Raw genomic sequence first — 25333 nt, 5'->3', positions numbered from 1 at the left:
TCCGATGTGCGGCGCGGGTCATGCTCGTGGCCACTTCCCCCTGCCCAAGCGGCGGCGAGTGACGTACCATGGCCGGAACCAATGCGCCGCGCGGCGGACTCAATAGTTGCCGGGGCGCCCCATCCCCCGCAAGGAGCCCAGGGTGAGCTTGCCCGATTTCGACATGGTGCTGTTCGGCGGCACCGGAGACCTGGCGCGGCGCAAGCTGCTGCCAGCCCTTTTCGACGCGCACCGCACGGGGTGTCTCCACCCGTCCTCGCGCATTCTCGCTACCGGAAGTCATCCGCACACCACTGAGCAATACAAGGCGATGCTCGAGGAAAGCGTGCGTCCTGGCCTCGAACATGCGCCACCCGAAGCGTGGACCTCGTTCATGGATCGTATCGGCTACGTGCAGGCCGACGCGCGCCAGCCGGCGCACTTCGACGCGCTGGCCGAGCAGGTGCTGGCCCGAAAGCCCGAAGTGGTCGTGTGCTATCTGGCCACGGCGCCACATATCTTCGTGCCGATCTGCGAGCAACTGGGGCGAACCGGCCTCAATGCGCCCAACGTGCGCGTGGTGCTCGAGAAGCCGCTCGGCCATGATCTCGACTCGTCGGAGGCGATCAACAACGCCGTGTCGCGGTATTTTGGCGAGGAACAGATCTACCGGATCGACCATTACCTGGGCAAGGAATCGGTCCAGAACCTGATGGCGATCCGCTTCGCCAACGCGCTGTTCGAGCCGCTGTGGCGGCGCGAGTGGGTGCAGGACGTGCAGATCACCATCGCCGAGGAACTGGGCGTGGAGACACGCGGTGATTTCTACGATCGCACCGGCGCGCTGCGAGACATGGTGCAGAACCACCTGGTGCAACTGCTGTGCATGGTGGCGATGGAACCGCCGGCCAGCCTGTCCGAAGACGCGATTCGCGACGAGAAGATCAAGATCCTCAAGGCGCTCAAGCCAATCCTGCCGCAGGACGTTGCCGAGAAGACCGTGCGCGGCCAGTATCGCGCCGGCGCCGTCGGCGGCAAGCCCGTGGTCAGCTACGTCGACGAGCAGGGCATCGCCGCCGACAGCACGACCGAGACCTTTGTTGCCATCAAGGCCGAAATCGCCAACTGGCGCTGGGAAGGGGTGCCGTTCTACCTGCGCACGGGCAAGCGGATGCAATCGCGCGTGGCCGAGATCGTGGTCCATTTCCGCGACGTGCCCCATGCGATCTTTCCCAGGCCGCTGACCCTGTCGCCGCAGAACCGGCTCGTGATACGGCTGCAGCCCGAAGAGAGCATCCGCTTGTATTTCCTGGTCAAGCAACCGGGCGATACGGTGGAGCTGACGCCGACCTCGCTCGATCTCGACTTCGCCAACTCGTTCAAGATGCGCCGTGCGGGCGCATACGAGCGGCTGTTGCTCGACGTGATCCGCGGCAAGCTTGGCCTGTTCGTGCGACGCGACGAGCAGGTGCAGGCGTGGCGCTGGGTCGAGCCGATTCTGGATACGTGGGACCAGAGCACCGTGCCGCCCAAACCGTACACGGCCGGCACCTGGGGACCGGCGGCATCGTCGGCCCTGATGTCGCGCGACGGCGCGTTGTGGCACGAGGAGGCCTGACGCGCCACCGAAGGATCGGAAACATCGGAAACTTCGGATTCACCACGACACGCGAACCATAAGGAGTAGAAGGAGCAGCCCATGCGCCAATTCGAACATGCGACGTTGATGGACCAGGCTGAATCGCTGGCCATCTCGATCGGTCACGCGCTTGATCTCGCGATCAAGGCCAAAGGCTGGGCCGTGCTGGCCGTGTCGGGCGGCAAGTCGCCACAAGCCATGTTCGAGCGGCTGCGCTACCGCCCCGTTCGCTGGGAAGCCGTGACGGTCACGCTGGTCGACGAGCGCGCGGTGCCGCCCGATGACGCTGACAGCAACGGAGCCATGGTGCGCAGCCACTTGCTGCGAGAAGGCGCGGGCGTGGCGGCCTGGGTGCCGTTGATCCGCGACGAGGCCGAGGCCGCGCATCCGCAAAGCGCGGTGGCGCGCCTGAATCAGGCCTTCCTGCAACCGGATGTAGTAGTGCTGGGCATGGGCGAAGATGGTCACACGGCCTCGCTGTTTCCGGATGCACCTGAGCTTCAGACCGCCCTGTCCGAACCGACTCCGGGCTACATCGTTACCCATCCGTCCGTCGCGCCCCATGCGCGCATCACGCTGAACCTGGCGGCGTTGCTGGCGGCGGACCGCATGTTCCTGGCGATCAGCGGCGAGAAGAAGGCTGCCGTGCTGGAGCAGGCGCTGAAGACGCCGACGCCCTCGTTGCCGGTCAGTGTCGTGCTGGCACGGCACCGCCACGGCGTCGATGTCTTCCGGGTCTAAGCCGATGACGGATCGTGCGATGTCCTATCCCCGGATTCTGGCCGACGTGGGCGGCACCAACGTGCGCTTTGCCATGGAGACGGCGCCGATGCGCATCGGCGAGATCACCGCATACAAGGTGGCCGAGCACGCCTCGCTCGAAGCCGCGATGCGGCTCTACATGCTGACGCGTAGCGGCGCGGCCCGGCCGCGCCACGCGGCCATCGGCCTGGCCAATCCGGTCACTGGTGACCAGGTCAAGCTGACCAACCACAACTGGGCGTTCTCGATCGAGGCCATGCGCCGCGCGCTCGATCTCGACACGCTGGTGGCCATCAACGACTTCACCTCGCTGGCGCTGGCGCTGCCGTATCTGCCCGACGCCAGCCTTGTGCAGGTACGCGACGGCACGGCGGTGGCCACGGCGCCCCGGGCCTTGATCGGGCCCGGTACCGGCCTTGGCGTATCCGGCCTGATTCCTGCGCTGGGTGGCGCGGTGGCGCTGGCGGGCGAGGGCGGACACATCGAGATCATGCCGGTCACCGACGACGAGTGGATCGCCTGGCGCGCCGCCCACGACCAGTTTGGGCGCGTGTCGGCGGAGCGGCTGCTGTCGGGCATGGGTCTCTCGCATATTCATGCCGCGCTGTCCGCAGAAATGGGTACGCCTCTGGATGTGCCGCTGACCCCGGCGCAGGTGACGGACGGCGCGATGCGCGCGGGCGACCCGATATGCCGCCGCGCTTTTGACGCGTTCTGCGGGATGCTCGGCTCGGTTGCCGCCGATGTCGCGCTGGTGCTCGGCGCACGTGGTGGCGTCTATATCGGCGGTGGTATCGTTCCACGCTTTGTCGATGCCCTACGGGCGTCGACCTTCGCGGAGCGCTTTGTCGCCAAGGGCCGCATGGGCAGCTTTCTTGCCGATGTGCCGGTGTACGTGATCACGGCCGAGTATCCGGCGCTGCCGGGCCTGGCTCGCGCACTGGCGGACCGGCTCGAAGCCGACGCGCGCCGCGCCGAGACCTCTCAATCCTGAAAGACGATGCGTGTATTGCTGGTAGAAGATGACGCCATGATCGGCGAAAGCGTGAAGGTGGCGCTGCGCCAGGAGGGTTTTACGGTCGACTGGGTGCGCGATGGCGATGCCGGGCTCGATGCCGCATCGGACCAGCACGGGCCCCGGGCCGACGGCGGCTACGACGTGGTGCTGCTAGACCTGGGTTTGCCGCGCCGCCCTGGGCTCGACGTCCTGAAGACGCTACGGGCCCGCAATGTGCGCACGCCGGTGCTGATCCTGACCGCGCGCGACGCGGTGGCCGACCGCGTGGCCGGACTCAACGCTGGCGCCGACGACTACCTGATCAAGCCGTTCGACCTGCAGGAACTGGCGGCCCGTATGCACGCGCTGGTGCGCCGTGCCGAGGGGCGCGCGGAACCGGTGCTGCGCTACGGCGACATCATGCTCAACCCCGCCACCCGCGAAGCCACCCAGGCCGGCGCTTCCGTCCGGCTGTCGGCGCGTGAATTCGCACTGCTGTCGGCGCTGATGGCCCGACCCGGCAAGGTGTGGTCGGTGCCGCAGCTTCAGGAGCGGTTGTATGGCTGGGATGACGAAGTCGGCAGCAATACGGTGGAGGTCTATATCCATGCGCTGCGCCGCAAGTTCGGCGCGGCGCTGATTCGCAATATCCGCGGGGTGGGCTATGTGATCCCCGCCGAAAGCGGCGCGGAACAAGACACCAAGGGCGGTCCCGAGGGAGCCATGCATTGATGCGCTCGATTCAACGTACGCTGCTTTGGTGGCTGGCGGCGGGGCTTGCCGTGGGGATCGCCGTGGCCACCGCGCTGATCTATGGGCAGGCGCGGCAGGAAGCCAACGCGCTGTTCGACTACCAGATGAAGCAACTGGCGGCCGCGTTGCCGAGCCAGTTTTCCGCGCCGGTGGCGCCGCCGTTCGATTCCGGCAGCCCGACGGGCGCTGACTTGCTGCACGCCGACGAGGACGTCGTGATCCATATTTGGGATGGCTCGGGGCGCAGCCTTTATCTGTCGCACTCGCATCCGGCATTGCCGCCGCAGGCGGAACTGGGTTTCTCGAATGCGCAGACCAACTCTGGCGAGTGGCGCATCTACAGCGTGCAGCTTGGGCCGGCGGTCGTGCAGATCGCCCAGCCGATGAGCGCGCGTCGCACGCTGGCCGCGCATATGGCGCTGCGCACGGTGGCGCCGCTGCTGCTGCTGTTGCCGCTGCTTGGCTGGCTGGTGTGGCTGGCGGTGGGGCGTGGCTTGCGGCCGCTGCGCGAGATTGCCAGCGAGGTGAGCGCGCGCGATGCCAACACGCTGGCGCCGCTGTCCGTGCGCAATATGCCCGTGGAGATCGCGCCGTTATCCGATGCCTTGAATCAGTTGCTGGGGCGGCTGGCGCATGCCATCGACACGCAACGCGCGTTCGTGGCCGATGCCGCTCATGCGTTGCGCACGCCGCTGGCCGCGCTGCAGTTGCAGGCTCAACTCGTCGAACGCGCCGAAAATGCCGAGGCCCGGCAGGACGCCGTGGGTCAGCTACGGCAGGGGCTTGAGCGGTTGACCCACCTCGTGGCGCAGTTGCTCACGCTGGCGCGGCAGGAGCCAGGCGCCGTGCCGCCGCCACATGAACCGATCGACCTGCGCGAACTGGCCGTCGGCGTGGTGGCGGATATGTCCCAGGCCGCCATCAATCGCGATATCGACCTCGGTCTGGATGACAAGGCCGGGAGCCAGGCCACCGTGCGTGGCGATGCCGATGCCTTGCGCATCCTGCTGACCAATCTGGTCGACAACGCGCTGCAATATATTCCGCGTGGCGGGCGCATCGATGTGCGGGTGAGCGAGACCGCGGCGGGCGTGGAACTGGCCGTGATCGACAACGGCCCGGGTATTTCCGCCGCCGAGCGCGAGCGCGTGTTCGATCGCTTCTATCGCGTCCCAGATGCGCCCACCGGCGGAAGCGGGCTAGGTCTGGCCATCGTGGCCGAGATCGCGCAGTCGCACGGCGCGCGCGTCTTTCTGGAAGATGCGGCGCCGGGGCTGCGTGTGCGGGTGGTGTTTCCTGTGACCGCCTGATCTGTCGGCTGATCAGAGTACCGGCGCCACCAGCGGCTCGCCGGCAAAGTGCCGCCGCGCGTTCTCGACGAACTGGCTGACCGAGGCGAAGATTGCTTCGGGCGACCAGCCGGCCACGTGCGGCGTCAGCACGACGTTGGGACAATCGAACAGTTCGACGGGCGGTGCCGGCTCGCTTTCGTAGACATCGAGCCCCGCGCCGCCTAGTTCGCCTGCCCGAAGCGCGGCCGCCAGCGCCGCCGTGTCTACCACGCTGCCACGCGCGATATTCACCAGATAGCCCGCCGGGCCCAGCGCGCGCAGCACGGGCGTGTCGACCATATGGCGCGTCTCTGTGCCGCCCGGCGTGGCGATGATCAGGTAGTCGGCCCATTCGGCCAGGGACATCACGCTGTCGAAGTAGCGATACGGCACGTCCGTGCGCGCGCGGCGGTTGTGATAGCCGATCTCCAGATCGAACCCGAGACCACGTTGCGCGATTCGCCGGCCGATCGTGCCCAGCCCGATAATGCCCATCCGCTTGCCTGACAAATTCGGGGCCAGCGGCAGCGCATTGCGCCAGATGCCTTCGCGCGTGGCGCGATCGTAAGCGGGTACGCGGCGTACCGACGCCAGCAGCAACGCCATCGCATGGTCTGCCACGCAACTGTCATTGGTGCCGGCGCCGTTGCCGACGGCTATGCCGCGTTCGCGGCATTTGGCGGTGTCAATGTTCTCGTAGCCGGCACCCATCGCGCAGACCAGCTCCAGCGCGGGCATGGCGTCGATTTCTTTCGCGGTCAAGCCAATGCTGCCGATGGTGAGCACCGCGCGGAAGGTCTTGCCATGGGTAGCGACCTCGGTAGCACGTTCGGCAGCAGTCGGCGCATAGCGAACGTCGTAGTGTTCGGCGATAAGGGCGAGGTGGGCAGGTTCGAGATGGTTGAGGATGAGCAGGGCGGGCTTCATGACTTCAGGACGTAACGGCAAGGCGAGGGAGAGACTGCTTCTGGATGTCGGCTTCAGCGGCCGAAGCGCCATTTTATGCCTGATGGTCGATGGCTGCCGGCCCTCGCCCACGCTCGCAGAAACGGGTACGCTTCGGGCATTTGGCGTACGCAGAAATGGGTACGCTTTGGTGGGCGATGATGCTGGACATGTCCGGTATCCTCCCGCAGCCGCTCACAATCACCCAATGCCCACTACCCTCACCCGAGAACTCCCAACCTGGTTGCCTGCCCCCGATAGCTGGCAATACCACCTGCTGCTCGGCGCGGCCGGGATGCTGATCCTGGGGCCGCTCGGTGGTATCGCCGCGGCCTACATGAACTTTTCGCTCGGGTTCTTCGTGGGGGGACAGGTACTGGCCGGCATTCTCGGGTCGGCCGTGACGGCGGGCTACGGCGCATCCGGGCGTCACGGCGCGAACTACATCCAGACCGCCGCCGCGTCCGTGGCCGGCATGAGCGGCATGGCCGTCGTGATCCAGGCGATGGGCTGGATGGGCATGGCGCCGCCGCCGATGTGGCAGTTGATCGGCTACATGCTCTGCATCGGCATGTATGGGGTGGGCGTGGGAATGCTCTATACCCCGCTGCTGGTGGACCGGATGCAGCTCACGTTCCCGTCCGGGCTCGCGGTGGCCAATATCCTGCGCGCGCTGACCGATCCCGTGCTGCTGCGGCGCTCGGTTGCCCGTCTGGCGGGCGGCACCGGGCTTGGCGTGCTGGCGAGCATCGGTGCCACACGCGTAGCATGGCTTGGCGCGATCGACCTGTCGGCTTCCACGTTTGGCGCGGGCATGATCGTCGGTGCCCGCATTGGCATCGCGGCGCTGGTCGGCGGGCTCGCAAGCTGGGCGTTGACGCCGTATTTCGTTTCCATCGGCTGGCTGGCGCCGGGCGACCCCTATCGCAAGATCACGTTCCTGATCGCGCTGGGCATGATCATGGGCGCGGCGGCCGTCGATGTGTCGCTACTCCTGATGCGCGCGGCGCAACGCACGCGCGCCGTTGGCTCGGGCGGCAGGGCGCCGCAACGCTGGATCGTCGCATGGGTAGCGGTCTGGGGCGCGGCGGTCGTGGCCGCCGGCGTGGCCTGGTTCGGCCAACCGGTCGGCTATCAACTGATGGCCGTGGCGCTGGTGCTGATATTCGCGCTAGTCAACGGCATCTCGGTCGGCATGGTCGACCAGAATCCGATTTCGTCCGCGTTCGTGCTGACGGTGATCCTGATGGCGGCGGTGGGTTTGCGTCAGCCGCATGTCGGCTTGATTGCCGCAACCGTGCTGCTGGTCTCCACGGCAGAGGCATGTGACATGCAGCAGGACCGATCCACTGGCTGGCGCCTCGGCACCAATCGCATGATCCAGTTCGGCTATCAGGTCGCCGGCATCGTCGTGGGCGCGATCCTGGCGGTGCTGCTCGCGCGTCTGTTCATGGATGCCTATCCGGTTCTGCGACTGGACCAGACCACACTGCCCGCCGATGCCCAGCCCGCGCGCTGGACGTCGGCCATGACCTACAAGATTGTCGGTGCGCTGCGCAGCATGACCGAAGACAAGCCGTATCTGCGGCTGGCGGTATGGATTGGCCTGGGCATCGGGCTCGTCACCGAAGTCCTGCGCAAGCTGATAAGGGCGTCGACGCGTTATCGCCGGTTCACGGAGCAGAGCCGTGTCGGCAAGGGCTGCGATTTCCTTCTGGATGCCGTGTTGCTGCCGTCGCCGTATGCGTCGTCCTTCGGCGGCTTCGTTAACTTGCCCGCCGCCGCGTGGATGGCGGCCGGTGGCGTGGTCGCCAACCTGGTCGACAGCCGGGCGCAATCGTCATCAAAGGATGCGGCACTGCCCGATGACATGAGCACGACATCGCTGGTCGGTGGCGGACTGATCGCCGGCGATGCGCTGGCCGCGCTGGGGTTCGGCATCGCAGGCTTGCTGGCGGTCGTGCACTGATACGGCGGACTAGATCACCTGCAGCATTGCGTGTGGCGGCTTGCGCGCGAGCAACCCCGACAGTTTCTTGAGCGCCATCGAAAGCTGCGCGCGCTCCGCCACGCCGCCGAGCGAAATACGAATGGCGTTGGGCGCATCGGTCCCATCGGAAAACGCATCCGATGCGGTCACCCGCAGGTGCTCGTCGCTGGCCGCGCGGCTGAATCCGCTCGACGTCCAGTAACTTGGCAACGGGTGCCACACATGGATGCCAGATTGCGGCGACTGTTCGGCTCCGATCAGCCATTGCTGCGCGATTTGCTGCCGAGCCGCCGCTTCGCTGCGAATGCCGTTCAGCAATGCCTCGGCGGATCCATCGCGAATCCACTGCGTGGCAAGCGCGGTGGCGATCGGCGACGCCATGAGGGTGATCGCGCGTAGCGCGGCCAGGATCGACTCCTGCGTGTCGGCATCGGGCGCCACCACGTATGCGGTGCGCAATCCGGGGCTCAGGCATTTCGACAGGGTCGCAATATGAATCGTCTGCTCTGGCGCGAGTGCGGCCACCGGGGGCGGTGCGTCGGGCGTGAGCAGCCAGTACGGGTCGTCCTCGATGATCCGCGCGCCGCACTGGGCGGCCACCCGTGCGATGTCACGCCGACGGTGCTCGGGCATCGTGTGCGTGGTGGGATTCTGCAACGTCGGGTTCAGGTAGATGAGCCGAATCGCGTGCGCGCGGCAAGCGGCTTCGAGCGCATCGGGACGCATTCCGTCGCTATCTGTCGCCACCGTCACCACGCGCCGCCCCGTTTGCGCCGCCGCCGCGCGCAGCCCCGGATAGATCAGCGGCTCCGCCGCGATGACTGACCCCGGGTCGCTGAGGCAGAGGATCACTGCCGACAACGCCGATTGGGCACCGGGGCTGGCGATCACGCGTGAGGACGCTACCGTGCCGAGCATCGGTCCGAGCCACCGCGCGCCGGCTTCGCGATCCGGCTGCGTGCCGCCACCCAACTGGTAGGTCATCAACAGGCTGGCGTCCGCGTGCAGCGTCACCTGCGCCAACCCGCGCCGGAGCATGTCGTCGAAGTCGATGCTTTCCGGTGGTGGCGGCACGTTCATGCTCAGGTCCACGGTCTGGGCCAGTTCGAAGACCGGCGCGGCGACGAAGGTGCCGAGCGAGCCGCGTGGTTCGACCAGCCCACGGCGCCGCGCCTCGGCCAGCGCCCGTGTCACTGTGGTCAGGTCCACGCCAAGCATTGCTGCCAGTTCTCGCTGAGGCGCCAGCCGGTCCCCGGGAGAGAGCCGCCCGTCTGCCACCGCGTGCTCGAGGAATCCCGCGATTTGCAGATAGCGCGGCCCGCCGGTCGGGCTGAACTCGCCGATCCAGGCCGGCTTGCCTGTAAGCGCGGAAGTCTTTGTACGCACCGAAAAATCCGTCTTGTATGGATGTTGTCTTACCTTAGCATCCCGCGCACCTCAGGCCAATCCATACAAATACCCGGAATACGCCTGTGCCCCCATCAATAGGTGTCTGAAATGCGTGAGCGAGTTGCCGCCCCGGAGCATGTCCGCCGGCGAGTACCCATCCCCCCCAAAGTCCGCGCGTGGCTCTACGTCGCGGCTCCCCTGATCCTCAGCGGTTGTTCCTACGATCTGCTCTCCCCGAGCGGCGCCGTAGGTGTGCAAACGCGCAACCTGATCGTGCTGTCCACCGCGCTGATGCTACTGGTGGTCATCCCGGTCATCATCCTGACGCTGGTGTTCGCGTGGCGGTATCGCGAGACCAACACCAAGGCCGAGTACGCGCCGCGCTGGTCGCATTCGACCAAGATCGAGGTCGTCGTCTGGGGCATCCCGTGCGTGATCGTGGCGCTGCTCGGCATCATCATCTGGGACACCACACACAAGCTCGACCCGTTCCGGCCGCTCGAATCGAAGGTGGCGCCGATAGAGGTGGACGTCGTCGCGCTCGACTGGAAGTGGCTGTTCATCTATCCACAGTACGGCGTGGCATCGCTGAACGAGCTACCTGTGCCGGTCGGCACGCCCATCAACTTCCGCATCACGGCCGAATCGGCGATGAATGCGCTGTTCATCCCGAAGCTCGGCAGCATGGTCTATGCGATGAGCGGGATGCAAACCAAGCTGCATCTGATCGCCGATGAAACCGGCGTGTTCGACGGCCGCTCCGCTGCCTATAGCGGCGCCGGTTTCTCGGACATGCATTTCCGGACGGTTGCCACCTCGCGCGAGGATTTCGATGCCTGGATCGCCCGCGCACGGGCGTCCGGCAACGTGCTCGACGAACAGACCTACCGCGCGCTGAAACAGCCCAGCAGCAAGGACCCGGTCACCATCTACGCAAACGTTTCGCCACGCCTCTTCCAGGGTGTCGTCGATCAATACATGGCCAGCTATGGCGACATCTGCCGCGCGGACAGCCCCGAGACGCTGCGCGCCGCACTGCCGCCGCTGCCCGACACCGTGGAGCAATAACCCATGTTCGGAAAACTCACTCTCGATGCCATCCCCATGCACGAGCCCATCATCATGGGCACGCTGGTGGTGGTACTGCTGGGCGGCGCCGCGCTGTTCGGCGCGATCACGTATCACCACAAGTGGACCTACCTCTGGCGCGAGTGGATCTGCTCGGTGGACCACAAGCGCGTTGGCGTGATGTACATCATCATGGCGCTGGTCATGCTGCTGCGCGGCTTTGCCGACGCCATCATGATGCGCACGCAGCAGGCCATTGCCGTCGGCGAGACCGCCGGTTACCTGCCGCCGCACCACTACGATCAGATCTTCACGGCGCACGGCGTGATCATGATCTTCTTCGTGGCCACGCCGTTCATCCTGGGCTTGATGAACGTGATCGTGCCGCTGCAGATCGGCGCGCGCGACGTGGCCTATCCGTTCGTCAACTCGCTGAGCTTCTGGCTCTCGGCCATTGGCGCGGTGCTGGTGATGATCTCGATGTTCGTTGGCGATTTCGCCGCCACCGGATGGGTGGCCTACCCACCGCTCAGTGGTCTTGAGTACAGTCCCACCGTCGGGGTGGATTACTACATCTGGGCGCTACAGATATCAGGGCTTGGCACCACGCTGACAGGCATCAACTTCATCGTCACGATTCTGCGGATGCGCGCGCCGGGCCTGACGCTGATGAAGATGCCGGTGTTCACCTGGACCGCGCTGATCACGAACATCCTGATCGTCGCCATCTTCCCGGTGCTCACCGCCACGCTGGCGCTGCTTACCGCCGACCGCTACCTGGATATGCATTTCTTCACCAGCGAGCTTGGCGGCAACGCGATGATGTACGTGAACCTGATCTGGATCTGGGGCCACCCCGAGGTCTACGTGCTGATCCTGCCGTGCTTCGGCGCGTTCTCGGAGATCATCGCCACGTTCTCGCGCAAACCGCTGTTCGGCTACAAGTCGATGGTCTACGCGACGTCGTCGATTGGTGTGCTGTCGTTCTTCGTCTGGCTGCATCACTTCTTCACGATGGGATCGGGCGCCAGCGTCAACGCGTTCTTCGGCATCATGACGTCGATCATCTCGATCCCGACCGGCGTGAAGCTGTTCAACTGGCTGTTCACGATGTATCGCGGCCGCATCCGCTTCCATTCATCGACGCTGTGGACCATCGGCTTCATGGTGACGTTCGCGGTGGGCGGCATGACCGGCGTGCTGCTGGCCGTGCCGGGCGCGGATTTCGTGCTGCATAACAGCCTGTTCCTGATCGCCCACTTCCACAACGTGATCATTGGTGGCGTGGTCTTCGGTTGTCTGGCGGCCATGTCGTTCTGGTTCCCGAAGGTGTTCGGCTTCACGCTCAACGAGTTCTGGGGCAAGGTCGCGTTCTGGTGCTGGCTGATCGGTTTCTACCTGGCCTTCATGCCGCTGTACGCGCTGGGCCTGATGGGTATGACCCGCCGCATGAACCACTACACCAACCCCGAGTGGCAGCCGTACCTGATCGTCGCGCTGGTTGGCGCGTGCATCATCGGCGCCGGCATCCTGGCGATCCTGTGGCAGCTCTACGTCAGCGTGCGTGACCGCAACCAGAACCGTGACCTGACCGGCGATCCGTGGGATGGCCGCAGCCTGGAGTGGGCCACCGCCTCGCCCGCGCCGTTCTACAACTTCGCGCACGTGCCGAACATCACGTCGCTGGAGCAGCACTGGGAAGACAAGGATACCGGCCGCGCCTACGCGCAGCCCGCCAGGTACGAGGACATCCATATGCCGCGCAATACATCGGCCGGCTTCCTCGTCTCCGTGTTCGGCCTTGTGTTCTGCTTCGGCTTTGTCTGGCACATCTGGTGGATGGTCGGCTTCGGCCTGGCCGCGATGATCTTCACCTTCATCGCCCGCGCGTATGACCGCGACGTGGACTACTACGTCCCCGCCGCCGAAGTGGAACGCATCGAACGCGCGCGCTTCCAGCAACTGCAAGGCGCCAACTGATCATGACGACATCCCTGAAACTCCGGGCCGACGCAGCGCCCGGCATCCATGCGCCGGGCCATGCGTCCGACGCCCACGGCCATGACGCTGCCCATGGTCACGACGGTCACGACGGACACGACGATCACGTGGTGCAATCGCGCACCACGCTGGGCTTCTGGCTCTATCTGATGAGCGACTGCCTGATCTTCGCGGTGCTGTTCGCGACGTTCGGCGTGCTGGTCAACAACACCGCAGGCGGCCCGGGCGGGCGCGAACTGTTCGACCTGCGCTTCGTGCTCGGTGAAACGATGCTGCTGCTGACCAGCAGCCTGACCTTCGGCGTGGCGATGATCAAGCTGCAGGACGGCAAGGCCAATCCGAACCAGGTCATCCGCTGGATGGTCCTGACGTTCGCGCTCGGCGCGGCGTTCGTCGGCATGGAGATCTTCGAGTTCATGGAGCTGATTCACGAAGGGGCTGGCCCGGGCCGCAGCGCCTATCTGTCGGCGTTCTTCATGCTGGTGGGCACGCACGGTCTGCACGTCACGGCCGGGCTGCTCTGGATCATCGTGATGGTGCACCAGATCCAGGTGTTCGGCCTCGACGGCATCGTGCGTCGACGCCTGGCCTGCCTGAGCCTGTTCTGGCACTTCCTGGATCTGGTGTGGATCTGCGTTTTCTCCATCGTCTACCTGAGGACCTTCCTGTGAAGCCCACCAGCGTTACCGCTCATGAATCGTCGCACGGCAGCATTCGCAGCCATCTGATCGGCTACGGGCTGTCGGTGGTGCTGACCCTGGTGTCCTTCGGTGCCGTGATGAGTGGGGTACTGCCGCCGGGCTACGGGCTCGCGGTCATCGTCCTGCTCTGCATCGCGCAGTTGCTGGTGCAACTGGTCTTCTTCCTGCATCTGGGCCCGCGCAAGGGGCAGCGTGGCAACACGGCGATCTTCGCCTGCACGGTGTTCCTGATCGCCATCGTGGTGTCTGGCTCGCTGTGGGTCATGCACAACGCCAATCTGAACATGATGCCGATGCAGTCGATGCCGCTGCAGGCCAGCCCGAAGGGCTGAGCGAATCGAACCGATCCGGTTTGGGGAAGGCGTGGCGGCACAATGGGCGTTGTGCCGCCGCGCCCCTTTTTTATCCAGGCTTCAACTCGGCGGCGAGCCGTCCTTGAAGCACGCCTTGAGCTGGCTGCGCAACTCTGGCGTGTCCTGATGCTCGTGCACCTGCACAGCGTGCTGGACCGCGGCTTCCAGCAGTTCCTCTTCGGTATCAGCACTGAGTGCCACCGTGCAATGCATCTGGCTGGGATAGTCGCGGCAATCGATGAATTTGCGTCCCATCGTTGCCTCCTGGCGCGAATGGTTCGTCGGGACGGGAACCTCTCGGGGGCTCCCAGTGCGGAGGCCGGCTGCGCAGCATCCGCGGGTTCGGCTCCTCCTGCAGGCATGGTCGTTGACGGGACACCGGCGCGGTTGGCCGATGTCATGTCCAGTATAGGGCGTGGCACGCATCGCCAAGCACGGCCCGGCGATTCACGCTAACCTGTCGCGGTTCCCATATTCCGCAGATCAGGAAAAGTCATGACTCAAGCACTCAGGATCGATTTTGTTTCCGATATCGCATGCCCATGGTGCGCCATTGGCCTGACGTCGCTCAAGCAGGCGCTGGAGCGTCTCGGGGACGAAGTGGAAGCCGAGATCGTCGTGCATCCGTTCGAACTGAATCCCGACATGCCGCCGGAAGGCCGCACCATCCTCGACTACGTCAGCACGAAGTACGGCAGCACCGCCGAGCAGCTTGCCGAACGCCAGGTACAGATCCGCGAGCGCGGCGAGGCGGTTGGATTCGAGTTCGGCCCCCGGACGCATATCTACAACACTTTCGACGCGCATCGCGTGTTGCAGTGGGCCGGCACGCAGGGCAAGAAGCTGCCGCTCAAGCTGGCCTTGCTGAAGGCGTATCACGGCGCGGGCAAGGACCCGAGCAATCACGACGTGATCGTGGAGGCCGCGCAATCGGCGGGTCTCGATGGCGCGGAGGCGCGCCGCATTCTGGAAAGCGATGCCTATGCCGATGAAGTGCGCGCAGAAGTGGCGCAGTTCCAGTCGATGGGTATCAACTCGGTGCCATCGGTCATTTTCGACAACCGCTACCTCCTCACGGGCGGGCAACTGCCGGAAGCCTTCGAGCAGGTGATTCGCGAAGTGCTGGAAAAACGGCAGTCATGAAGTGACCGTGGCCGCGTGCGGGTCCTCACCCGCACGCGGCCACGTTGCCTGCTGGACGTCGGGGTGACTTTACTCGTGCCCCTTACTCGTGCCCCGTTACGAACTTCTTCGTCGAGTGATAGCCACGCTTGCTGGCATCGGCGACGGCATGGCCGGCAGCCTTGGCGCCGTCGCCAATCGCAATCGCGGTCTCGTGCACCGCGTGTCCGGTCTTCTTGCCCGCCGCCTTGACGTCGGCCTTGAATTCACGGGCGCCTTCGGCCACGCTGGCGTTGGCCAGCGTGCTGAAGGCGATCAGCACGATCGCAACGAGGGAAGTTGCTTTCTTCATCAACGGTATCCCGACTCGGTCTCTGATGCGTGCATTGTAGTACCGTCCGATGCGTGTGACGTTCAGCGCGCACCGGCGCCCGGCTCCGTGATCGCGCTGTAGACCATCGTGCGCAGTTGGCGGCGCACGGGATAGGCCGACGACGGCAGGAGCTGGGTCAGGAAGAGGCCGATCAGGTCTTCCTCGGGATCGACCCAGAAGAACGTACTGGCCGCGCCGCCCCAGAAGAAGTCTCCGGCGCTGCCGGGAATCAGCGTGGTGGCTGGCGTGAGCGTCGTGGCGAAGCCGAGTCCGAATCCGACGCCCTCGTAGGTGGCCTCGCTGAACATCGAGCGGGACATACGCGGCAGATCCACGCCGCCCGGCAGATGGTTGGCCGTCATCAGCGCCAGGGTCTTCGGACTCAGCAGGCGCGCGCCATCCAGTTCACCGCCCTGCAGCAACATGCGCGCGAAGCGCATGTAGTCCGCCGCCGTCGACACCAGACCACCGCCACCCGAGACAAAGCTGGGCGGCTTCAGGTAGGTGCTGGCCAGAGGATCGTCCTGGAGCATCGGCCCACGCGGCGAAATGACCTTCGAACCCAGCGCGCCGATGGCGTAGCACGCGCAGAAGCGCGATACCTTGTCCTCGGGTACATGGAACGCGGTATCGACCATGCCCAGCGGATCGAAGATGCGTTCCTTCAGGAAGGTCTCGAACGGAATGCCGCTGATCTTGCCGACCAGGTAGCCCAGCACGTCGGTCGATACCGAGTAGTTCCAGGCCTCACCCGGCGAGAACTCTAGCGGCAGCGTGGCCAGCTTCTCGATCATGTCGTCGAGCGTGCCGTCCGTGGCGATGTCGCCCAGCTTCAGCCTGCGATAGGCGGCATCGACATTGGTGTTCTGCTGGAAGCCGTAGGTCAGTCCAGAGGTGTGGCGCAGCAGGTCGACCACCTGCATCGGTCGTGCCGGCGCGCGCGTCTGGAAGCTCTCCATGAAGCCGCCGGTGAAGACGCCGAGGTTTTCCCATGCGGGAATGTACTTGCTGACCGGATCGTCCAGCGCGATCTTGCATTCCTCGAGCAGCATCATGATCGCCACCGAGGTGATCGGCTTGGTCATCGAGTAGATGCGGAAGATCGAGTCCTCGGCCAGCGGCACCTGCCGCTCGCGGTCGGCCTGGCCCAGCACCGAGTTCAACACCAGCTCGCCGCGCCGCCACACCTGGGTCAGCGCGCACGGTAGCTTGCCGTTGGCGATATACGCTTCATTGATGAAACGATCGATCCGCCCCAGCCGCTCCCGGGACATCCCCTGCGTTTCCCTGCCTTGCATATCCATGGCTTCTCCTCGATCCGGCGTTCAGTTCAGTGCTGCATGTGCCGTGAAGGGTCAAGGATACCCCGGGAGACGCGGATCCCGCTCAGTCGCCAGCCTTCTCCGGCGGCACGGCCTTGCCGAGCAGCTTGCCGAGCAGGCCGGTCTTGCCGGTCTCTGCGCGGCGGCCGCCCTTAGGCAGCGAGCCAGCCCGGTTGGCGCCGTACTGTTTCATGCTGTTGTTGATCTTCAGGCCCTTGTTCTTTTCCAGGTCGGTTTTCTTCACGGACGTCATCCCACTAGTTGAGCCCGGCATTGTACGCAGGTGGGCCGGCAAGCGGCTGGTTCGGGCCGTCTGGTGGCCTTGCGCGGGGGCATAACAATTCATTACAACGCCAGCATCCCGCCCGCATTATGCTCGCCGACCGTGACGATAAGGGATACGGAAGGATCGAATGAAAAGGGATTGCGGCGTTCGTGTGATGACGGCGGCATGGCTGCTCGCGGCAGCCAGTTCCGGTAACGCGCTGGCCCAGCATGTGGTGGGCGGCATGGGCGAGCCGGTGCGGATGGGGGCGTTCGACGCGCGCGGCCAGTTCGAGGGCCAGGCCATTCTGGCTACGCCGGTGTCAGGCAAGGAGAAGGCGCGTGCCAGACAGACCGGCACGCGCCGTGTGCCCGCCGCAGGCACGCGTGGCGTGACACCCACGCTGCCCGGCAAGCAGTTGCCGTAGGCGCCGCGGGAGGGCGGCGCCGGGCGGATCAGTGGCTTGCGGCCCCGACGGCGCCGATGCCGGTCTCGGAACGCAGTTCCTGTGCCTCGAAGCCGGCCCGGTCGATACGTGCCCGGGGCGACCTGTCGGTGATCGAGAAGAACCAGATGCCGACGAAGCCGATCGTCATCGAGAACAGCGCCGGAGACGTGTACGGGAACGGCGCATCCTTGAAGTGGAACACGTCGACCCACACCGCCTGCGACAGGACGGTCAGAATCACGGCCGACAGCAGGCCGAGGAAGCCGCCCACCATCGCGCCGCGCGTGGTGCAGTTCTTCCACAGCACCGACATGAACAGCACCGGGAAGTTGGCCGATGCCGCCACGGCGAACGCCAGCGACACCATGAACGCGATGTTCTGCTTCTCGAAGACGATGCCGAGCACCACGGCGATGATGCCCAGAATGATCGTGGTGATGCGCGACACGCGCAGTTCCATCGAGCTGGTTGCCTTGCCGTGCATGAAGACCGTGGAGTACAGGTCGTGCGACACGGCTGACGCGCCGGCCAGCGTGAGGCCGGCCACCACGGCCAGGATTGTCGCGAACGCCACCGCCGAGATGAACCCGAGGAACACGTTGCCGCCCACTGCAGTGGCCAGGTGAACGGCCGCCATGTTGAGGCCGCCGAGCAGCTTGCCGCTACCGTCCTGGAACGTCGGGTTGGTGCTCACCAGCACGATGGCGCCGAAGCCGATGATGAACGTCAGGATGTAGAAGTAGCCGATCCACGTGGTGGCCCAGAACACGGACTTGCGCGCTTCCTTGGCGTTGGGCACGGTGAAGAATCGCATCAGGACGTGCGGCAGGCCGGCCGTGCCGAACATCAGCGCGATGCCGAACGAGATCGCAGAAATCGGGTCCTTGATGAATGTGCCCGGGCCCATGATCGCGTCCTTCTTGGCATGGACTTCAACGGCCTTGGCGAACAGTGCCTCGGGGCTGAAGTGGAACTGCGCCATGACCATGAAGGCCATGAACGATGCGCCGCCCAGCAGCAGGCCAGCCTTGATGATCTGCACCCAGGTGGTTGCCGTCATGCCGCCGAACAGCACGTACACCATCATCAGCGCGCCAACGATCACCACCGCGATCCAGTACTCGAGCCCGAACAGCAGCTTGATCAGTTGCCCGGCGCCCACCATCTGCGCGATCAGGTAGAACGCCACCACCACCAGCGTGCCCGACGCCGCGAACGCGCGGATCGGGCCCTGCTTGAAGCGGTAGGCGGCCACATCGGCAAAGGTGAAGCGCCCGAGGTTGCGCAGGCGCTCCGCCATCAGGAACGTGATGATCGGCCAGCCGACCAGGAAGCCGATCGAGTAGATCAGGCCGTCGTAGCCGTTTGCGAACACGGCGGCGGAAATGCCGAGGAACGATGCCGCCGACATGTAGTCGCCAGCGATGGCCAGGCCGTTCTGGAAGCCGGTGATGCCACCACCGCCCGTATAGAACGCCGCCGCGGACGTGGTCCGCTTGGCCGCCCATTTGGTGATGAACAGCGTGCCGATGACGAACACGACAAACATGCCGATGGCCGTCCAGTTGGTGGGCTGCTTGACGGCCTGACCAAGATCACCACCCGCGGCCAACGCGGCCGTCGACAACAGCAGGGCGCCGCTTGCGGCGATAACGTGATGCGTTTTCATGCGACCTCCCGCTTGATCTGCTCGGTGAGCTCGTCATAAGTGTTGTTGGCATGGCGCACGTAGAGCCCCGTGATGACGACGGTGAAGACGATCACGAACAGCCCGATCGGCATGCCCCATGTCGTCACGCCGTCTCCGACCTTCTTGGCCATCAGGTCCTTGTCGAAGGCAATCAGCAGCACGTAGCCGTAATACACCACGAGCATGACGAGCGTGAGCATCCAGCCAAGCCGCGAGCGCTTGTGGACGAGTTGTTGATACCGTGGGTTGGTCTTCAGTCTTTCGACCAGATCGTCATTCATCTCTGTCTCCTGCGTACTTGTGCGCTTTGCATGGCCGAGTGCCGCCCGCGCGCCACGCCAGCGGGGCGCGCAATATGAGCGTCATCAGGGAACCATGCCGACAAGGTACGGTGTTCGGCTTACCTGCTTCTTACACGGGTCACAGAAATGCCCGGGGGTAAACGCGGAGTGGTGCGTCGGGATGGGCTTGGGGCGTCACGGCATTGCGTGCTGCCGCGCGCAGGAGAATTAGAACGAGACGGTGAGATTCGTCATGACCACCTGTTCGGACGAGCCGGGATTGAACCAGTAGCAGCCGACCGTCACGTTCTTGAACGTGAGTTGCACCAGGCCGCCACGCTGGAACTCACGATCGCCGCCGTAGATCCGCGTCCGTTGCATCACGAAGCCAAGCCGCAGCCAATCGACCGGACGATACCCAAGCTCGCTCCAGGCATAGAGATAACTTGGCGTCTGCGTGCCGGAGCCGGTCAGGTACTCGGCTTCGATGTAGTAGTCGAACTTGTACGCGGCGAGACTCGCCTCCAGCCCTGGAATCACGCCGTGGATGCTTCCCATGGCGAAGCCGATGATCGGCGTCACCTTGTAGGTGAAAGCTTCGCCGCCGGCGAAGGACCAGCCAACGAAGGCCGATTGCGCGTGCATGGCCTCGTAGTTGACACGGGCTTCGAGATGCAGCTTGTCGCGCTCCGCGATCGCGATGGCGGACAGGTAACTCTGCTCCTGACGCGGCATGTTCCAGTAGCCGGCGAGCGAGAAATTCCAGGTGGGTGGCTGCGCTTCCTGCGATGCGTTGGCCGCAGGCGCGGCAACTTCCTGCGCGTGCGCGCTGGATACGGCCAGCGCGATACCCAATGCGGCGACCGGGTGGCGCATCTCATCCCCCCAGGGCGATGACGGCCATTGTCAGGGCGACGCCGAGCGCGGTCATGCCAATGCCGGTGGCCCAGCCATTGAATCCTGCGTGGCGACCGAGCGCCATGCCCCCTGCGAACAGCATGATGAGGGTCAGGATGCGGGAAACGATCAGGGCCGTCGACACATCGCTCAGCAACACGAATGGCAGCGCGACAGGAAACGTGGACAGCACGACGATGAAGAAGATGCGGATGGACCCCAGCAGGTCGCGGGTATTGAGCTTCGCCCGCTCAGGGAGCTCCACGGCACTGGCCAGCCGCTGGCGCAACATGTCGATCTCCGCGTCACTCAGCAGCAACTGCGCGCTGGGTGACAGCGCGGTGCGGATGGCGCGCACAGCCTCGGTTGCGGTTGGCGCCTCCCGGGCGGCTGTTGCCACCTTGAATCGCATCCCGCGATCCGCCAGGGTGCGTACCAGAAACATGATCGCGTCGACGAGCCCCCAGGCCAGATTGCAGCCCAGCGCCGTGACGAGCATCGTGTGGCCCGCGTCGGCCCCGGAAGTCGGGGAGGGCGCGGAAGTTGCCGAAGATACCGCGCCGACGAACGTCAGGGCCATGAACAGCCCAAAGCACATCTCTGCGACACGATCGACGACATTAAGGGCTGGATCGCGCCCTTCGTCCGCCTGCTCCATCGCATCGGACTCCGATTGGCTTCCTGGCATGGCGGTTCACCTGGCGGGTAAGTTGGAGTGGTTCGAGATGGGTGCCGGGCGGACGGCAGCGTTCAGGAATGCGCCGCTACTGGCCGTCGCACGCCAGGCTCGATGCGCCCGTATCCTTGAAGGTCACCACCACCTTGCTGTCTTTGGCGATGGTGATGGTCTGGCCATAGCTCACGGTCGGCATGAAGGCGATATCCGGCGCGACGGCCACGGGCGGATTCCGCGCGCCGTCGACACTCAGCGCCAGCTCGACGCGATAGGTATCCACCGCCACGCCCTGGCCCTGTGCCTTTTGCGCGAACTTCTGCTTGAACGCGCACAGGTCGGTGGTGATCTTTTCCAGCGCGGTGGAGATATCGACGGGTTTGCCGGGCGGGATTGGCGCGGTATTGCAGGCCGCCAGCCAGCAGGGGCCCAGCACTGCAATCAAGGCGGTACGCATCAATGGCTTCAAGATGTTCTCCTGCGAGGCGGCTGTCCGTTGTGCTCGATCCACTTTATCCCTGCCGCTGTATGGTCTCCATTGGTCCAAAGCCCTAGGGACCAATGGAAACCAGCCGGATGCTCAGAACTGATGGCGCATGCCGACCATGACGCCCACGCGTGTGGTGCTGTCGATGTCGGTCACCGGCGTGCCAGCCCAATACTCGGTCTCGCGGCCGACGGTGCCGCCGCGCGCGTAGACGACATCGGCCTCCACGTACAGGCTGGTGCGCTTGGAGAGCGCGTAGTCGCCGACCAGGGCGACGCTGTCGGCGTTGCCGCTGCCCAGCAGGATGGGCGTCTCCTGGAACTGCGTGGTCACGGCCCCGCGTTGCTGGTAGCGGTAATAGGCGCCAGACAGATGCAGCGCAGGGGTGAGCTGATAGCCGAGGCCGATGAACGAGGTGGCGAATGAGGCATCGCTGACTGTTTCGCGACGTCCCATGTGGCCCAGGTAGGCCGTGGCCTTGCCGAACGCGTAGGACCCGCCCACCGAGTAGTTGCGGATCGTGTTCGTGCCATCGGTGCTGCTGCGCTGGTCGTAGGCCACGCCCAGCGCCAGCGGCCCCTGCTGGTATTTCACGCCGCCGCCGAGCGTGGTGCCGCGGCTCTGGTTGCCGGGTTGCTCGCCCGCGCCGTAGTCGAGCTGGACGGAGAACGGGCCGATCGTGTTTTGATAGACCACGCTGTTGTTGATGCGGTAGTCCTGGAAGAAGATGTCGCCGCCGACGTACAGCGGGTCGGACCAGAAGTTGCCCCAGCCCTGATCGAGCGGATTGAACGCCCAGCCGATGTTGTTGAGCGCGTTGTACTGGCGCCCGAAGGTCAGACTGCCCCAGTTGCCGGAGAGACCGGCCCAGGCCTGGCGGCCGAAAAATGCGTTGTAGGCCGCGCGGCCATCGTCGCTGCCGATGCCGGCCTCGAGCTGGAAGATGGCCCTGTTGCCGCCCCCAAGGTCCTCGGAGCCCCGCAGGCCGAAGCGGCTGGCGACCATGCCGCCCGATACGAGTGCGACCTGGTCATGATGCCGACCGTCGAGGTTCGAGGTATAGCGCACCGCCGAACTGACGATGCCGTACAGGTTCACACCGGATTCGGCGTAGGTGGTGCCGGGCACGACGGTGGCGGCAAGCAGCCAGAGGCTGGCTGACTTCTTCATGGATTGTCCTCCGGAATTCGGTCCCGCCCGGCGCATGAGCGCGTCCAGGGACAGGCCGGTCAGGCAGTTGCCTGGGGGGTTCCAGTCCCGCGCGGCGGTCCCGTCAGGGCGCGCGGGGCGTTATCCAGACCGTGCGCGGCAAAAGGCGCGTAGGCCCGGATCGAGGGTCGAAGCGGCAGGCAAAGCCTGGAGGGGGCGCAAGCCGGACCGCTCGTTGGCAGGTTCGGGCAGGCTGGTGGGGCGGGCGCGAGGGCCCAGGGATGTGTTCGCCGGATACCCACTTCGACGTTCGTGACGGCGGCTCGTGTGCAGATAAAGACATGCACGACGGGCCGCGTCCGGCGTGGCGAACGATGCGTAGTTTACTGCATTCGCTCCGACGCCCCGAAATGCGCGTCTTTTGACGCACGTCCCTTTCTGACCGGCCGGTTCTGGCAATAGACTGAAAGCGGCCACATGCGGCGTGCGTCGCGCCGCCCGGCGTTCATCCAATCAGCGAGCCCCTATCCATGTCACTGCCCCATCTTTCGTCTGGCCAGACCGCGAGCGTCCTGCCGCTCGGCACGGACCTGGCGCAAACGCCGAGCAGCGCGCTGTTCAAGGCCCCCCACCTCGAAGTTGCCCGGCTCGTCATGCTGGCCGGCAAGCGGCTGCCACAGCACGCGGTACCCGGCCCGGTCACGATTCAATGTCTCGAAGGCGAAATCGAGGTAACGCTCGGCAGCGTTGCCCAACGGCTTCGACACGGCGATCTGCTCTACCTCGCCGGCGGGGAGCCGCACGACGTGGCGGCGCTCAGCGATGCCTCGCTGCTGTTGACGATCGTGCTGCTGAATCACGACTGACACGCGACTGACACGCGACTGACAAGAGGATCCGATGGGTATCAGCAGATGGTTCAGGCGGCGCGGGACCGAGGCATCCGGTGGGGGCGCCAGAGGCGGACGTGACGTCGAAGACACAATCGAGCGCATGACGGCGTTGAATCCGCGCCTGCGGTTGGCCACGCGCTACCAGCAGAGGCTGGCGCCCGAGACCGCCGCGGCGCTCGAATACGTCAGGGGGCTGGTGGCCCAACTGCCCGCCGTTCATGAGGCATGCGCGGCCGACTGGTCGACGGATGCCTGCATCCATGCCTGCTTTGCGACGGCGGACGACGTATCCCGCGCGCTGAATGGGGCCGCGACACTGCGCAAGTTCTTCGACAACAACCTGGCGGCCGATGAGGCGTACGCGGTGCTCGGCATGACCATGGTGGAGCGCCACACGCTCGGCGTGGCCACGGAAGGCGATACCGTGCGCTCCGATGTGCCGCAGACGACATTCAGCTTCAGCGATCACCAACTCACGATGTGCGAGCCGGCCGAGGCCGCGCTGCGCGAGGAGATCGTGCGCCGAATGCTCGACCAACTGGCGATCCAGGGGATGGCGCGCATTGCCAGCCGGCTGACGAAGCGCGATGCGCTCAAGCAGGAGATCGCACTGCTCAAGACGCGGCAGCGCCTGCTCGAGTCGCAAGGCAAGGGGATGGGCGCGGTAGTGGGCGGCGCGGTGGAACCGGCAATCGGTGAGGTGGCGAAACTGGACGCCGAAATCGCGCGCAACGATGCCGAACTGGCCAAGCTGTCCGAGGCCACCGGCACGCTCGATCGCCAACTGGACATCCTGATCAAGGTGATCGGGGATGTCAGGCAATTGCTCCGGGTGGATTACCGGCACGTGCGGCTGAGCCGCATGAATGTCCTGCTGACGAAAGACGACGTGGGTGGCGATGACGTCGAGCTGTCGTCGGCGACCATCCCCGGTGCCCCGCCGCTGGTTCGGGCGTTCATGCTGGTGCGGGTGAAGCGCAGTGCGATAGTCCCGGTGCGCAATATGCTGGACGAAGCGGAGCGCTTCCTCTAAGAGCTGTTTCGTTTTCTTTCGATAACATCTTTACGCGCTTCAGGCGTCCAGTGCCTGACACAGCGCCCGCAGATCGCGAACGATCAGGTGCGGAGGCGGGCTGCTGCGTGACCATTGCGCGGCGGACGCCTCTTCGGAGCGCACCACCCATGCGGCCTGTGCGCCTGCGGCGATCGCACCGGCAACGTCGAGGTCGGGATCGTCACCGACGTGAAGCATCCGGCCGGGCGCGCATCCGGCTGCATCGGCTGCCGCGTGGAAAATCGCGGCGCCGGGTTTGCCGCTGCCAAAGCTCTGCGGGTTCAGCGATGCCCGGAAGAACTGGTGCCCGCCAGTCAGCTTGAGATTCGCATTGCCATTCGATACCGCGACGAGCGGAAACCGCTGGCTCAGCCATTCCAGCGCGGGCAGGGCATCGTCGAAGAAATCGACCTGCTGGCGCGCGGCGTAGAAAGCGTCGTAGGCGGCCTCGGCAAGGCCGGGGTCTTCTTTCGACATGTCGAGCACCAACCGGATCGAGCCCAGCCGCAGCGCGCGCATGTCGCCAGCCAGCTCGGGGCGCATGGCCTCGAACTGGACGCGGAGGTCACGCAGCACCTGGGGCGATGAAAGGATCGGCGCGGATTTGGGCGCTTGCTGCAGCAGCCAGTCATGCAGGACCTGTTCCGCGCGCACGACGGCAGGTTCGAAGGCCCAAAGGGTGTCGTCGAGATCGAGAGATATTGCGGAGATACCGGCCAGACGCATGGTGGGGAATGTGAAAAAGCGGAATTGCAGGGGTTCCGCCGAATT

Annotated in this window: 27 protein-coding genes; 14 read left to right on the top strand and 13 right to left on the bottom strand. The window is 65.2% G+C overall.

The annotated features are described in order from the left end of the window. The first annotated feature begins 148 nt into the window (after positions 1-148). From zwf to RN01_RS32005, 5 genes are all read left to right on the top strand, one after another. Complete coding sequence (zwf, locus tag RN01_RS32025; RefSeq protein WP_024570298.1) at positions 149-1597, top strand: glucose-6-phosphate dehydrogenase; 1449 nt, start codon at positions 149-151, stop codon at positions 1595-1597. An 81-nt stretch (positions 1598-1678) separates the two neighbouring features. Next, positions 1679-2359 (top strand): 6-phosphogluconolactonase, encoded by a 681-nt coding sequence (gene pgl, locus RN01_RS32020; RefSeq protein WP_017512203.1) that lies wholly within the window; start codon positions 1679-1681, stop codon positions 2357-2359. Positions 2360-2363: 4 nt separating this feature from the next. Next, on the top strand, positions 2364-3374 hold the full coding sequence (locus tag RN01_RS32015) for a glucokinase (protein WP_017512204.1): 1011 nt from the start codon (positions 2364-2366) through the stop codon (positions 3372-3374). 6 nt (positions 3375-3380) lie between these two features. Beyond that, the gene (locus RN01_RS32010) at positions 3381-4109 is read left to right on the top strand and encodes a response regulator transcription factor (RefSeq protein ID WP_008646337.1); all 729 of its coding nucleotides are present in this window, start codon (positions 3381-3383) and stop codon (positions 4107-4109) included. Then, positions 4109-5440 (top strand): HAMP domain-containing histidine kinase, encoded by a 1332-nt coding sequence (locus RN01_RS32005; protein ID WP_017512205.1) that lies wholly within the window; start codon positions 4109-4111, stop codon positions 5438-5440. Before RN01_RS32010 ends, RN01_RS32005 begins: the two co-directional genes overlap by 1 nt. Before the next feature lie 12 nt (positions 5441-5452). On the opposite strand, the gene RN01_RS32000 is transcribed toward RN01_RS32005, so the two are convergent. Beyond that, positions 5453-6388, bottom strand: coding sequence for a 2-hydroxyacid dehydrogenase (locus RN01_RS32000; protein ID WP_017512206.1), 936 nt, complete (start codon positions 6386-6388; stop codon positions 5453-5455). A 226-nt stretch (positions 6389-6614) separates the two neighbouring features. Between RN01_RS32000 and RN01_RS31995 the strand changes: the two genes are divergently transcribed. Further along, on the top strand, positions 6615-8375 hold the full coding sequence (locus RN01_RS31995) for an OPT/YSL family transporter (protein WP_024570299.1): 1761 nt from the start codon (positions 6615-6617) through the stop codon (positions 8373-8375). A 9-nt stretch (positions 8376-8384) separates the two neighbouring features. Here RN01_RS31995 and RN01_RS31990 read toward each other — a convergent pair whose 3' ends face one another. Then, the gene (locus RN01_RS31990; RefSeq protein ID WP_017510570.1) at positions 8385-9782 is read right to left on the bottom strand and encodes a PLP-dependent aminotransferase family protein; all 1398 of its coding nucleotides are present in this window, start codon (positions 9780-9782) and stop codon (positions 8385-8387) included. A 111-nt stretch (positions 9783-9893) separates the two neighbouring features. Here RN01_RS31990 and cyoA point away from each other — a divergent pair, with 111 nt between their 5' ends. Genes cyoA through cyoD form a run of 4 tightly spaced genes read left to right on the top strand, consistent with a single transcriptional unit; the run spans position 9894 to position 13887 of the window. Continuing rightward, positions 9894-10853, top strand: coding sequence for a ubiquinol oxidase subunit II (cyoA, locus tag RN01_RS31985; RefSeq protein WP_024570300.1), 960 nt, complete (start codon positions 9894-9896; stop codon positions 10851-10853). Positions 10854-10856: 3 nt separating this feature from the next. Next, complete coding sequence (gene cyoB / locus RN01_RS31980) at positions 10857-12833, top strand: cytochrome o ubiquinol oxidase subunit I (protein WP_017510572.1); 1977 nt, start codon at positions 10857-10859, stop codon at positions 12831-12833. A 2-nt stretch (positions 12834-12835) separates the two neighbouring features. Beyond that, the gene (gene cyoC / locus RN01_RS31975) at positions 12836-13525 is read left to right on the top strand and encodes a cytochrome o ubiquinol oxidase subunit III (protein WP_017510573.1); all 690 of its coding nucleotides are present in this window, start codon (positions 12836-12838) and stop codon (positions 13523-13525) included. After that, a complete protein-coding gene (cyoD, locus tag RN01_RS31970; protein ID WP_008648806.1) occupies positions 13522-13887 on the top strand; it encodes a cytochrome o ubiquinol oxidase subunit IV in 366 nt (121 codons plus the stop codon). Before cyoC ends, cyoD begins: the two co-directional genes overlap by 4 nt. Before the next feature lie 81 nt (positions 13888-13968). Here the strand turns inward: cyoD and RN01_RS31965 are convergent, their stop codons facing one another. Further along, positions 13969-14163, bottom strand: coding sequence for a DUF1059 domain-containing protein (locus RN01_RS31965; RefSeq protein ID WP_008648807.1), 195 nt, complete (start codon positions 14161-14163; stop codon positions 13969-13971). 240 nt (positions 14164-14403) lie between these two features. On the opposite strand from RN01_RS31965, the gene RN01_RS31960 reads away from it, so the two are divergent. Continuing rightward, the gene (locus RN01_RS31960; RefSeq protein WP_017510574.1) at positions 14404-15051 is read left to right on the top strand and encodes a DsbA family oxidoreductase; all 648 of its coding nucleotides are present in this window, start codon (positions 14404-14406) and stop codon (positions 15049-15051) included. A gap of 82 nt (positions 15052-15133) precedes the next feature. On the opposite strand, the gene RN01_RS31955 is transcribed toward RN01_RS31960, so the two are convergent. The 3 genes from RN01_RS31955 to RN01_RS31945 form a co-directional block, all read right to left on the bottom strand. Continuing rightward, a complete protein-coding gene (locus RN01_RS31955) occupies positions 15134-15382 on the bottom strand; it encodes a hypothetical protein (protein ID WP_011520185.1) in 249 nt (82 codons plus the stop codon). Between the two features lie 62 nt (positions 15383-15444). Beyond that, complete coding sequence (locus RN01_RS31950; RefSeq protein WP_017510575.1) at positions 15445-16707, bottom strand: serine hydrolase; 1263 nt, start codon at positions 16705-16707, stop codon at positions 15445-15447. Positions 16708-16789: 82 nt separating this feature from the next. After that, complete coding sequence (locus RN01_RS31945) at positions 16790-16978, bottom strand: hypothetical protein (protein ID WP_008648821.1); 189 nt, start codon at positions 16976-16978, stop codon at positions 16790-16792. Positions 16979-17138: 160 nt separating this feature from the next. On the opposite strand from RN01_RS31945, the gene RN01_RS31940 reads away from it, so the two are divergent. Next, positions 17139-17417 carry a hypothetical protein gene (locus tag RN01_RS31940; RefSeq protein WP_024570301.1) on the top strand — a complete coding sequence of 93 codons (279 nt, stop codon included), beginning with the start codon at positions 17139-17141 and terminating at the stop codon, positions 17415-17417. Positions 17418-17445: 28 nt separating this feature from the next. Here the strand turns inward: RN01_RS31940 and RN01_RS31935 are convergent, their stop codons facing one another. The 6 genes from RN01_RS31935 to RN01_RS31910 form a co-directional block, all read right to left on the bottom strand. Further along, positions 17446-19107 carry a cation acetate symporter gene (locus tag RN01_RS31935; RefSeq protein ID WP_017510577.1) on the bottom strand — a complete coding sequence of 554 codons (1662 nt, stop codon included), beginning with the start codon at positions 19105-19107 and terminating at the stop codon, positions 17446-17448. Continuing rightward, on the bottom strand, positions 19104-19409 hold the full coding sequence (locus RN01_RS31930; RefSeq protein WP_017510578.1) for a DUF485 domain-containing protein: 306 nt from the start codon (positions 19407-19409) through the stop codon (positions 19104-19106). The genes RN01_RS31935 and RN01_RS31930 overlap by 4 nt, the downstream gene beginning before the upstream one ends. Positions 19410-19637: 228 nt before the next feature. Next, positions 19638-20285 (bottom strand): hypothetical protein, encoded by a 648-nt coding sequence (locus RN01_RS31925; RefSeq protein WP_017510579.1) that lies wholly within the window; start codon positions 20283-20285, stop codon positions 19638-19640. A gap of 1 nt (position 20286) precedes the next feature. Beyond that, complete coding sequence (locus RN01_RS31920; RefSeq protein WP_024570302.1) at positions 20287-20994, bottom strand: hypothetical protein; 708 nt, start codon at positions 20992-20994, stop codon at positions 20287-20289. 76 nt (positions 20995-21070) lie between these two features. Then, entirely contained in the window at positions 21071-21436 is a 366-nt protein-coding gene (locus tag RN01_RS31915) for a hypothetical protein (protein WP_008652207.1), read from the bottom strand. 123 nt (positions 21437-21559) lie between these two features. Then, on the bottom strand, positions 21560-22636 hold the full coding sequence (locus RN01_RS31910; RefSeq protein WP_017510581.1) for a porin: 1077 nt from the start codon (positions 22634-22636) through the stop codon (positions 21560-21562). A gap of 509 nt (positions 22637-23145) precedes the next feature. Between RN01_RS31910 and RN01_RS31905 the strand changes: the two genes are divergently transcribed. Then, complete coding sequence (locus RN01_RS31905; RefSeq protein WP_008652211.1) at positions 23146-23481, top strand: cupin domain-containing protein; 336 nt, start codon at positions 23146-23148, stop codon at positions 23479-23481. Between the two features lie 34 nt (positions 23482-23515). Continuing rightward, positions 23516-24541 (top strand): hypothetical protein, encoded by a 1026-nt coding sequence (locus RN01_RS31900; protein ID WP_024570303.1) that lies wholly within the window; start codon positions 23516-23518, stop codon positions 24539-24541. Between the two features lie 39 nt (positions 24542-24580). Here RN01_RS31900 and RN01_RS31895 read toward each other — a convergent pair whose 3' ends face one another. Next, positions 24581-25288 carry an HAD-IA family hydrolase gene (locus tag RN01_RS31895; RefSeq protein WP_024570304.1) on the bottom strand — a complete coding sequence of 236 codons (708 nt, stop codon included), beginning with the start codon at positions 25286-25288 and terminating at the stop codon, positions 24581-24583. Between the last annotated feature and the right edge of the window lie 45 nt (positions 25289-25333).

Origin of the sequence: Cupriavidus sp. SHE (assembly GCF_000812445.1) — a bacterium.
GTDB lineage: Bacteria > Pseudomonadota > Gammaproteobacteria > Burkholderiales > Burkholderiaceae > Cupriavidus > Cupriavidus metallidurans.
The sequence above is the reverse complement of the archived record's forward strand: the minus strand, read 5'-3'. Positions and strand labels throughout refer to the sequence as shown.

Excerpts from the sequence above, each read along its gene's own strand:
- RN01_RS31925 (WP_017510579.1), bottom strand. The coding sequence starts at position 20,285 with ATGCGCCACCCGGTCGCCGCATTGGGTATCGCGCTGGCCGTATCCAGC.
- RN01_RS31930 (WP_017510578.1), bottom strand. The coding sequence starts at position 19,409 with ATGAATGACGATCTGGTCGAAAGACTGAAGACCAACCCACGGTATCAA.
- RN01_RS31960 (WP_017510574.1), top strand. The coding sequence starts at position 14,404 with ATGACTCAAGCACTCAGGATCGATTTTGTTTCCGATATCGCATGCCCA.
- RN01_RS32005 (WP_017512205.1), top strand. The coding sequence starts at position 4,109 with ATGCGCTCGATTCAACGTACGCTGCTTTGGTGGCTGGCGGCGGGGCTT.
- RN01_RS32015 (WP_017512204.1), top strand. The coding sequence starts at position 2,364 with ATGACGGATCGTGCGATGTCCTATCCCCGGATTCTGGCCGACGTGGGC.
- RN01_RS31955 (WP_011520185.1), bottom strand. The coding sequence starts at position 15,382 with ATGAAGAAAGCAACTTCCCTCGTTGCGATCGTGCTGATCGCCTTCAGC.
- RN01_RS31895 (WP_024570304.1), bottom strand. The coding sequence starts at position 25,288 with ATGCGTCTGGCCGGTATCTCCGCAATATCTCTCGATCTCGACGACACC.
- cyoB (WP_017510572.1), top strand. The coding sequence starts at position 10,857 with ATGTTCGGAAAACTCACTCTCGATGCCATCCCCATGCACGAGCCCATC.
- RN01_RS31940 (WP_024570301.1), top strand. The coding sequence starts at position 17,139 with ATGAAAAGGGATTGCGGCGTTCGTGTGATGACGGCGGCATGGCTGCTC.
- RN01_RS31905 (WP_008652211.1), top strand. The coding sequence starts at position 23,146 with ATGTCACTGCCCCATCTTTCGTCTGGCCAGACCGCGAGCGTCCTGCCG.
- RN01_RS32000 (WP_017512206.1), bottom strand. The coding sequence starts at position 6,388 with ATGAAGCCCGCCCTGCTCATCCTCAACCATCTCGAACCTGCCCACCTC.
- RN01_RS31910 (WP_017510581.1), bottom strand. The coding sequence starts at position 22,636 with ATGAAGAAGTCAGCCAGCCTCTGGCTGCTTGCCGCCACCGTCGTGCCC.
- RN01_RS31935 (WP_017510577.1), bottom strand. The coding sequence starts at position 19,107 with ATGAAAACGCATCACGTTATCGCCGCAAGCGGCGCCCTGCTGTTGTCG.
- RN01_RS31995 (WP_024570299.1), top strand. The coding sequence starts at position 6,615 with ATGCCCACTACCCTCACCCGAGAACTCCCAACCTGGTTGCCTGCCCCC.
- RN01_RS31945 (WP_008648821.1), bottom strand. The coding sequence starts at position 16,978 with ATGACGTCCGTGAAGAAAACCGACCTGGAAAAGAACAAGGGCCTGAAG.
- cyoA (WP_024570300.1), top strand. The coding sequence starts at position 9,894 with ATGCGTGAGCGAGTTGCCGCCCCGGAGCATGTCCGCCGGCGAGTACCC.
- RN01_RS31965 (WP_008648807.1), bottom strand. The coding sequence starts at position 14,163 with ATGGGACGCAAATTCATCGATTGCCGCGACTATCCCAGCCAGATGCAT.
- RN01_RS31950 (WP_017510575.1), bottom strand. The coding sequence starts at position 16,707 with ATGGATATGCAAGGCAGGGAAACGCAGGGGATGTCCCGGGAGCGGCTG.
- pgl (WP_017512203.1), top strand. The coding sequence starts at position 1,679 with ATGCGCCAATTCGAACATGCGACGTTGATGGACCAGGCTGAATCGCTG.
- RN01_RS32010 (WP_008646337.1), top strand. The coding sequence starts at position 3,381 with ATGCGTGTATTGCTGGTAGAAGATGACGCCATGATCGGCGAAAGCGTG.
- RN01_RS31900 (WP_024570303.1), top strand. The coding sequence starts at position 23,516 with ATGGGTATCAGCAGATGGTTCAGGCGGCGCGGGACCGAGGCATCCGGT.
- cyoC (WP_017510573.1), top strand. The coding sequence starts at position 12,836 with ATGACGACATCCCTGAAACTCCGGGCCGACGCAGCGCCCGGCATCCAT.
- RN01_RS31915 (WP_008652207.1), bottom strand. The coding sequence starts at position 21,436 with ATGCGTACCGCCTTGATTGCAGTGCTGGGCCCCTGCTGGCTGGCGGCC.
- RN01_RS31920 (WP_024570302.1), bottom strand. The coding sequence starts at position 20,994 with ATGCCAGGAAGCCAATCGGAGTCCGATGCGATGGAGCAGGCGGACGAA.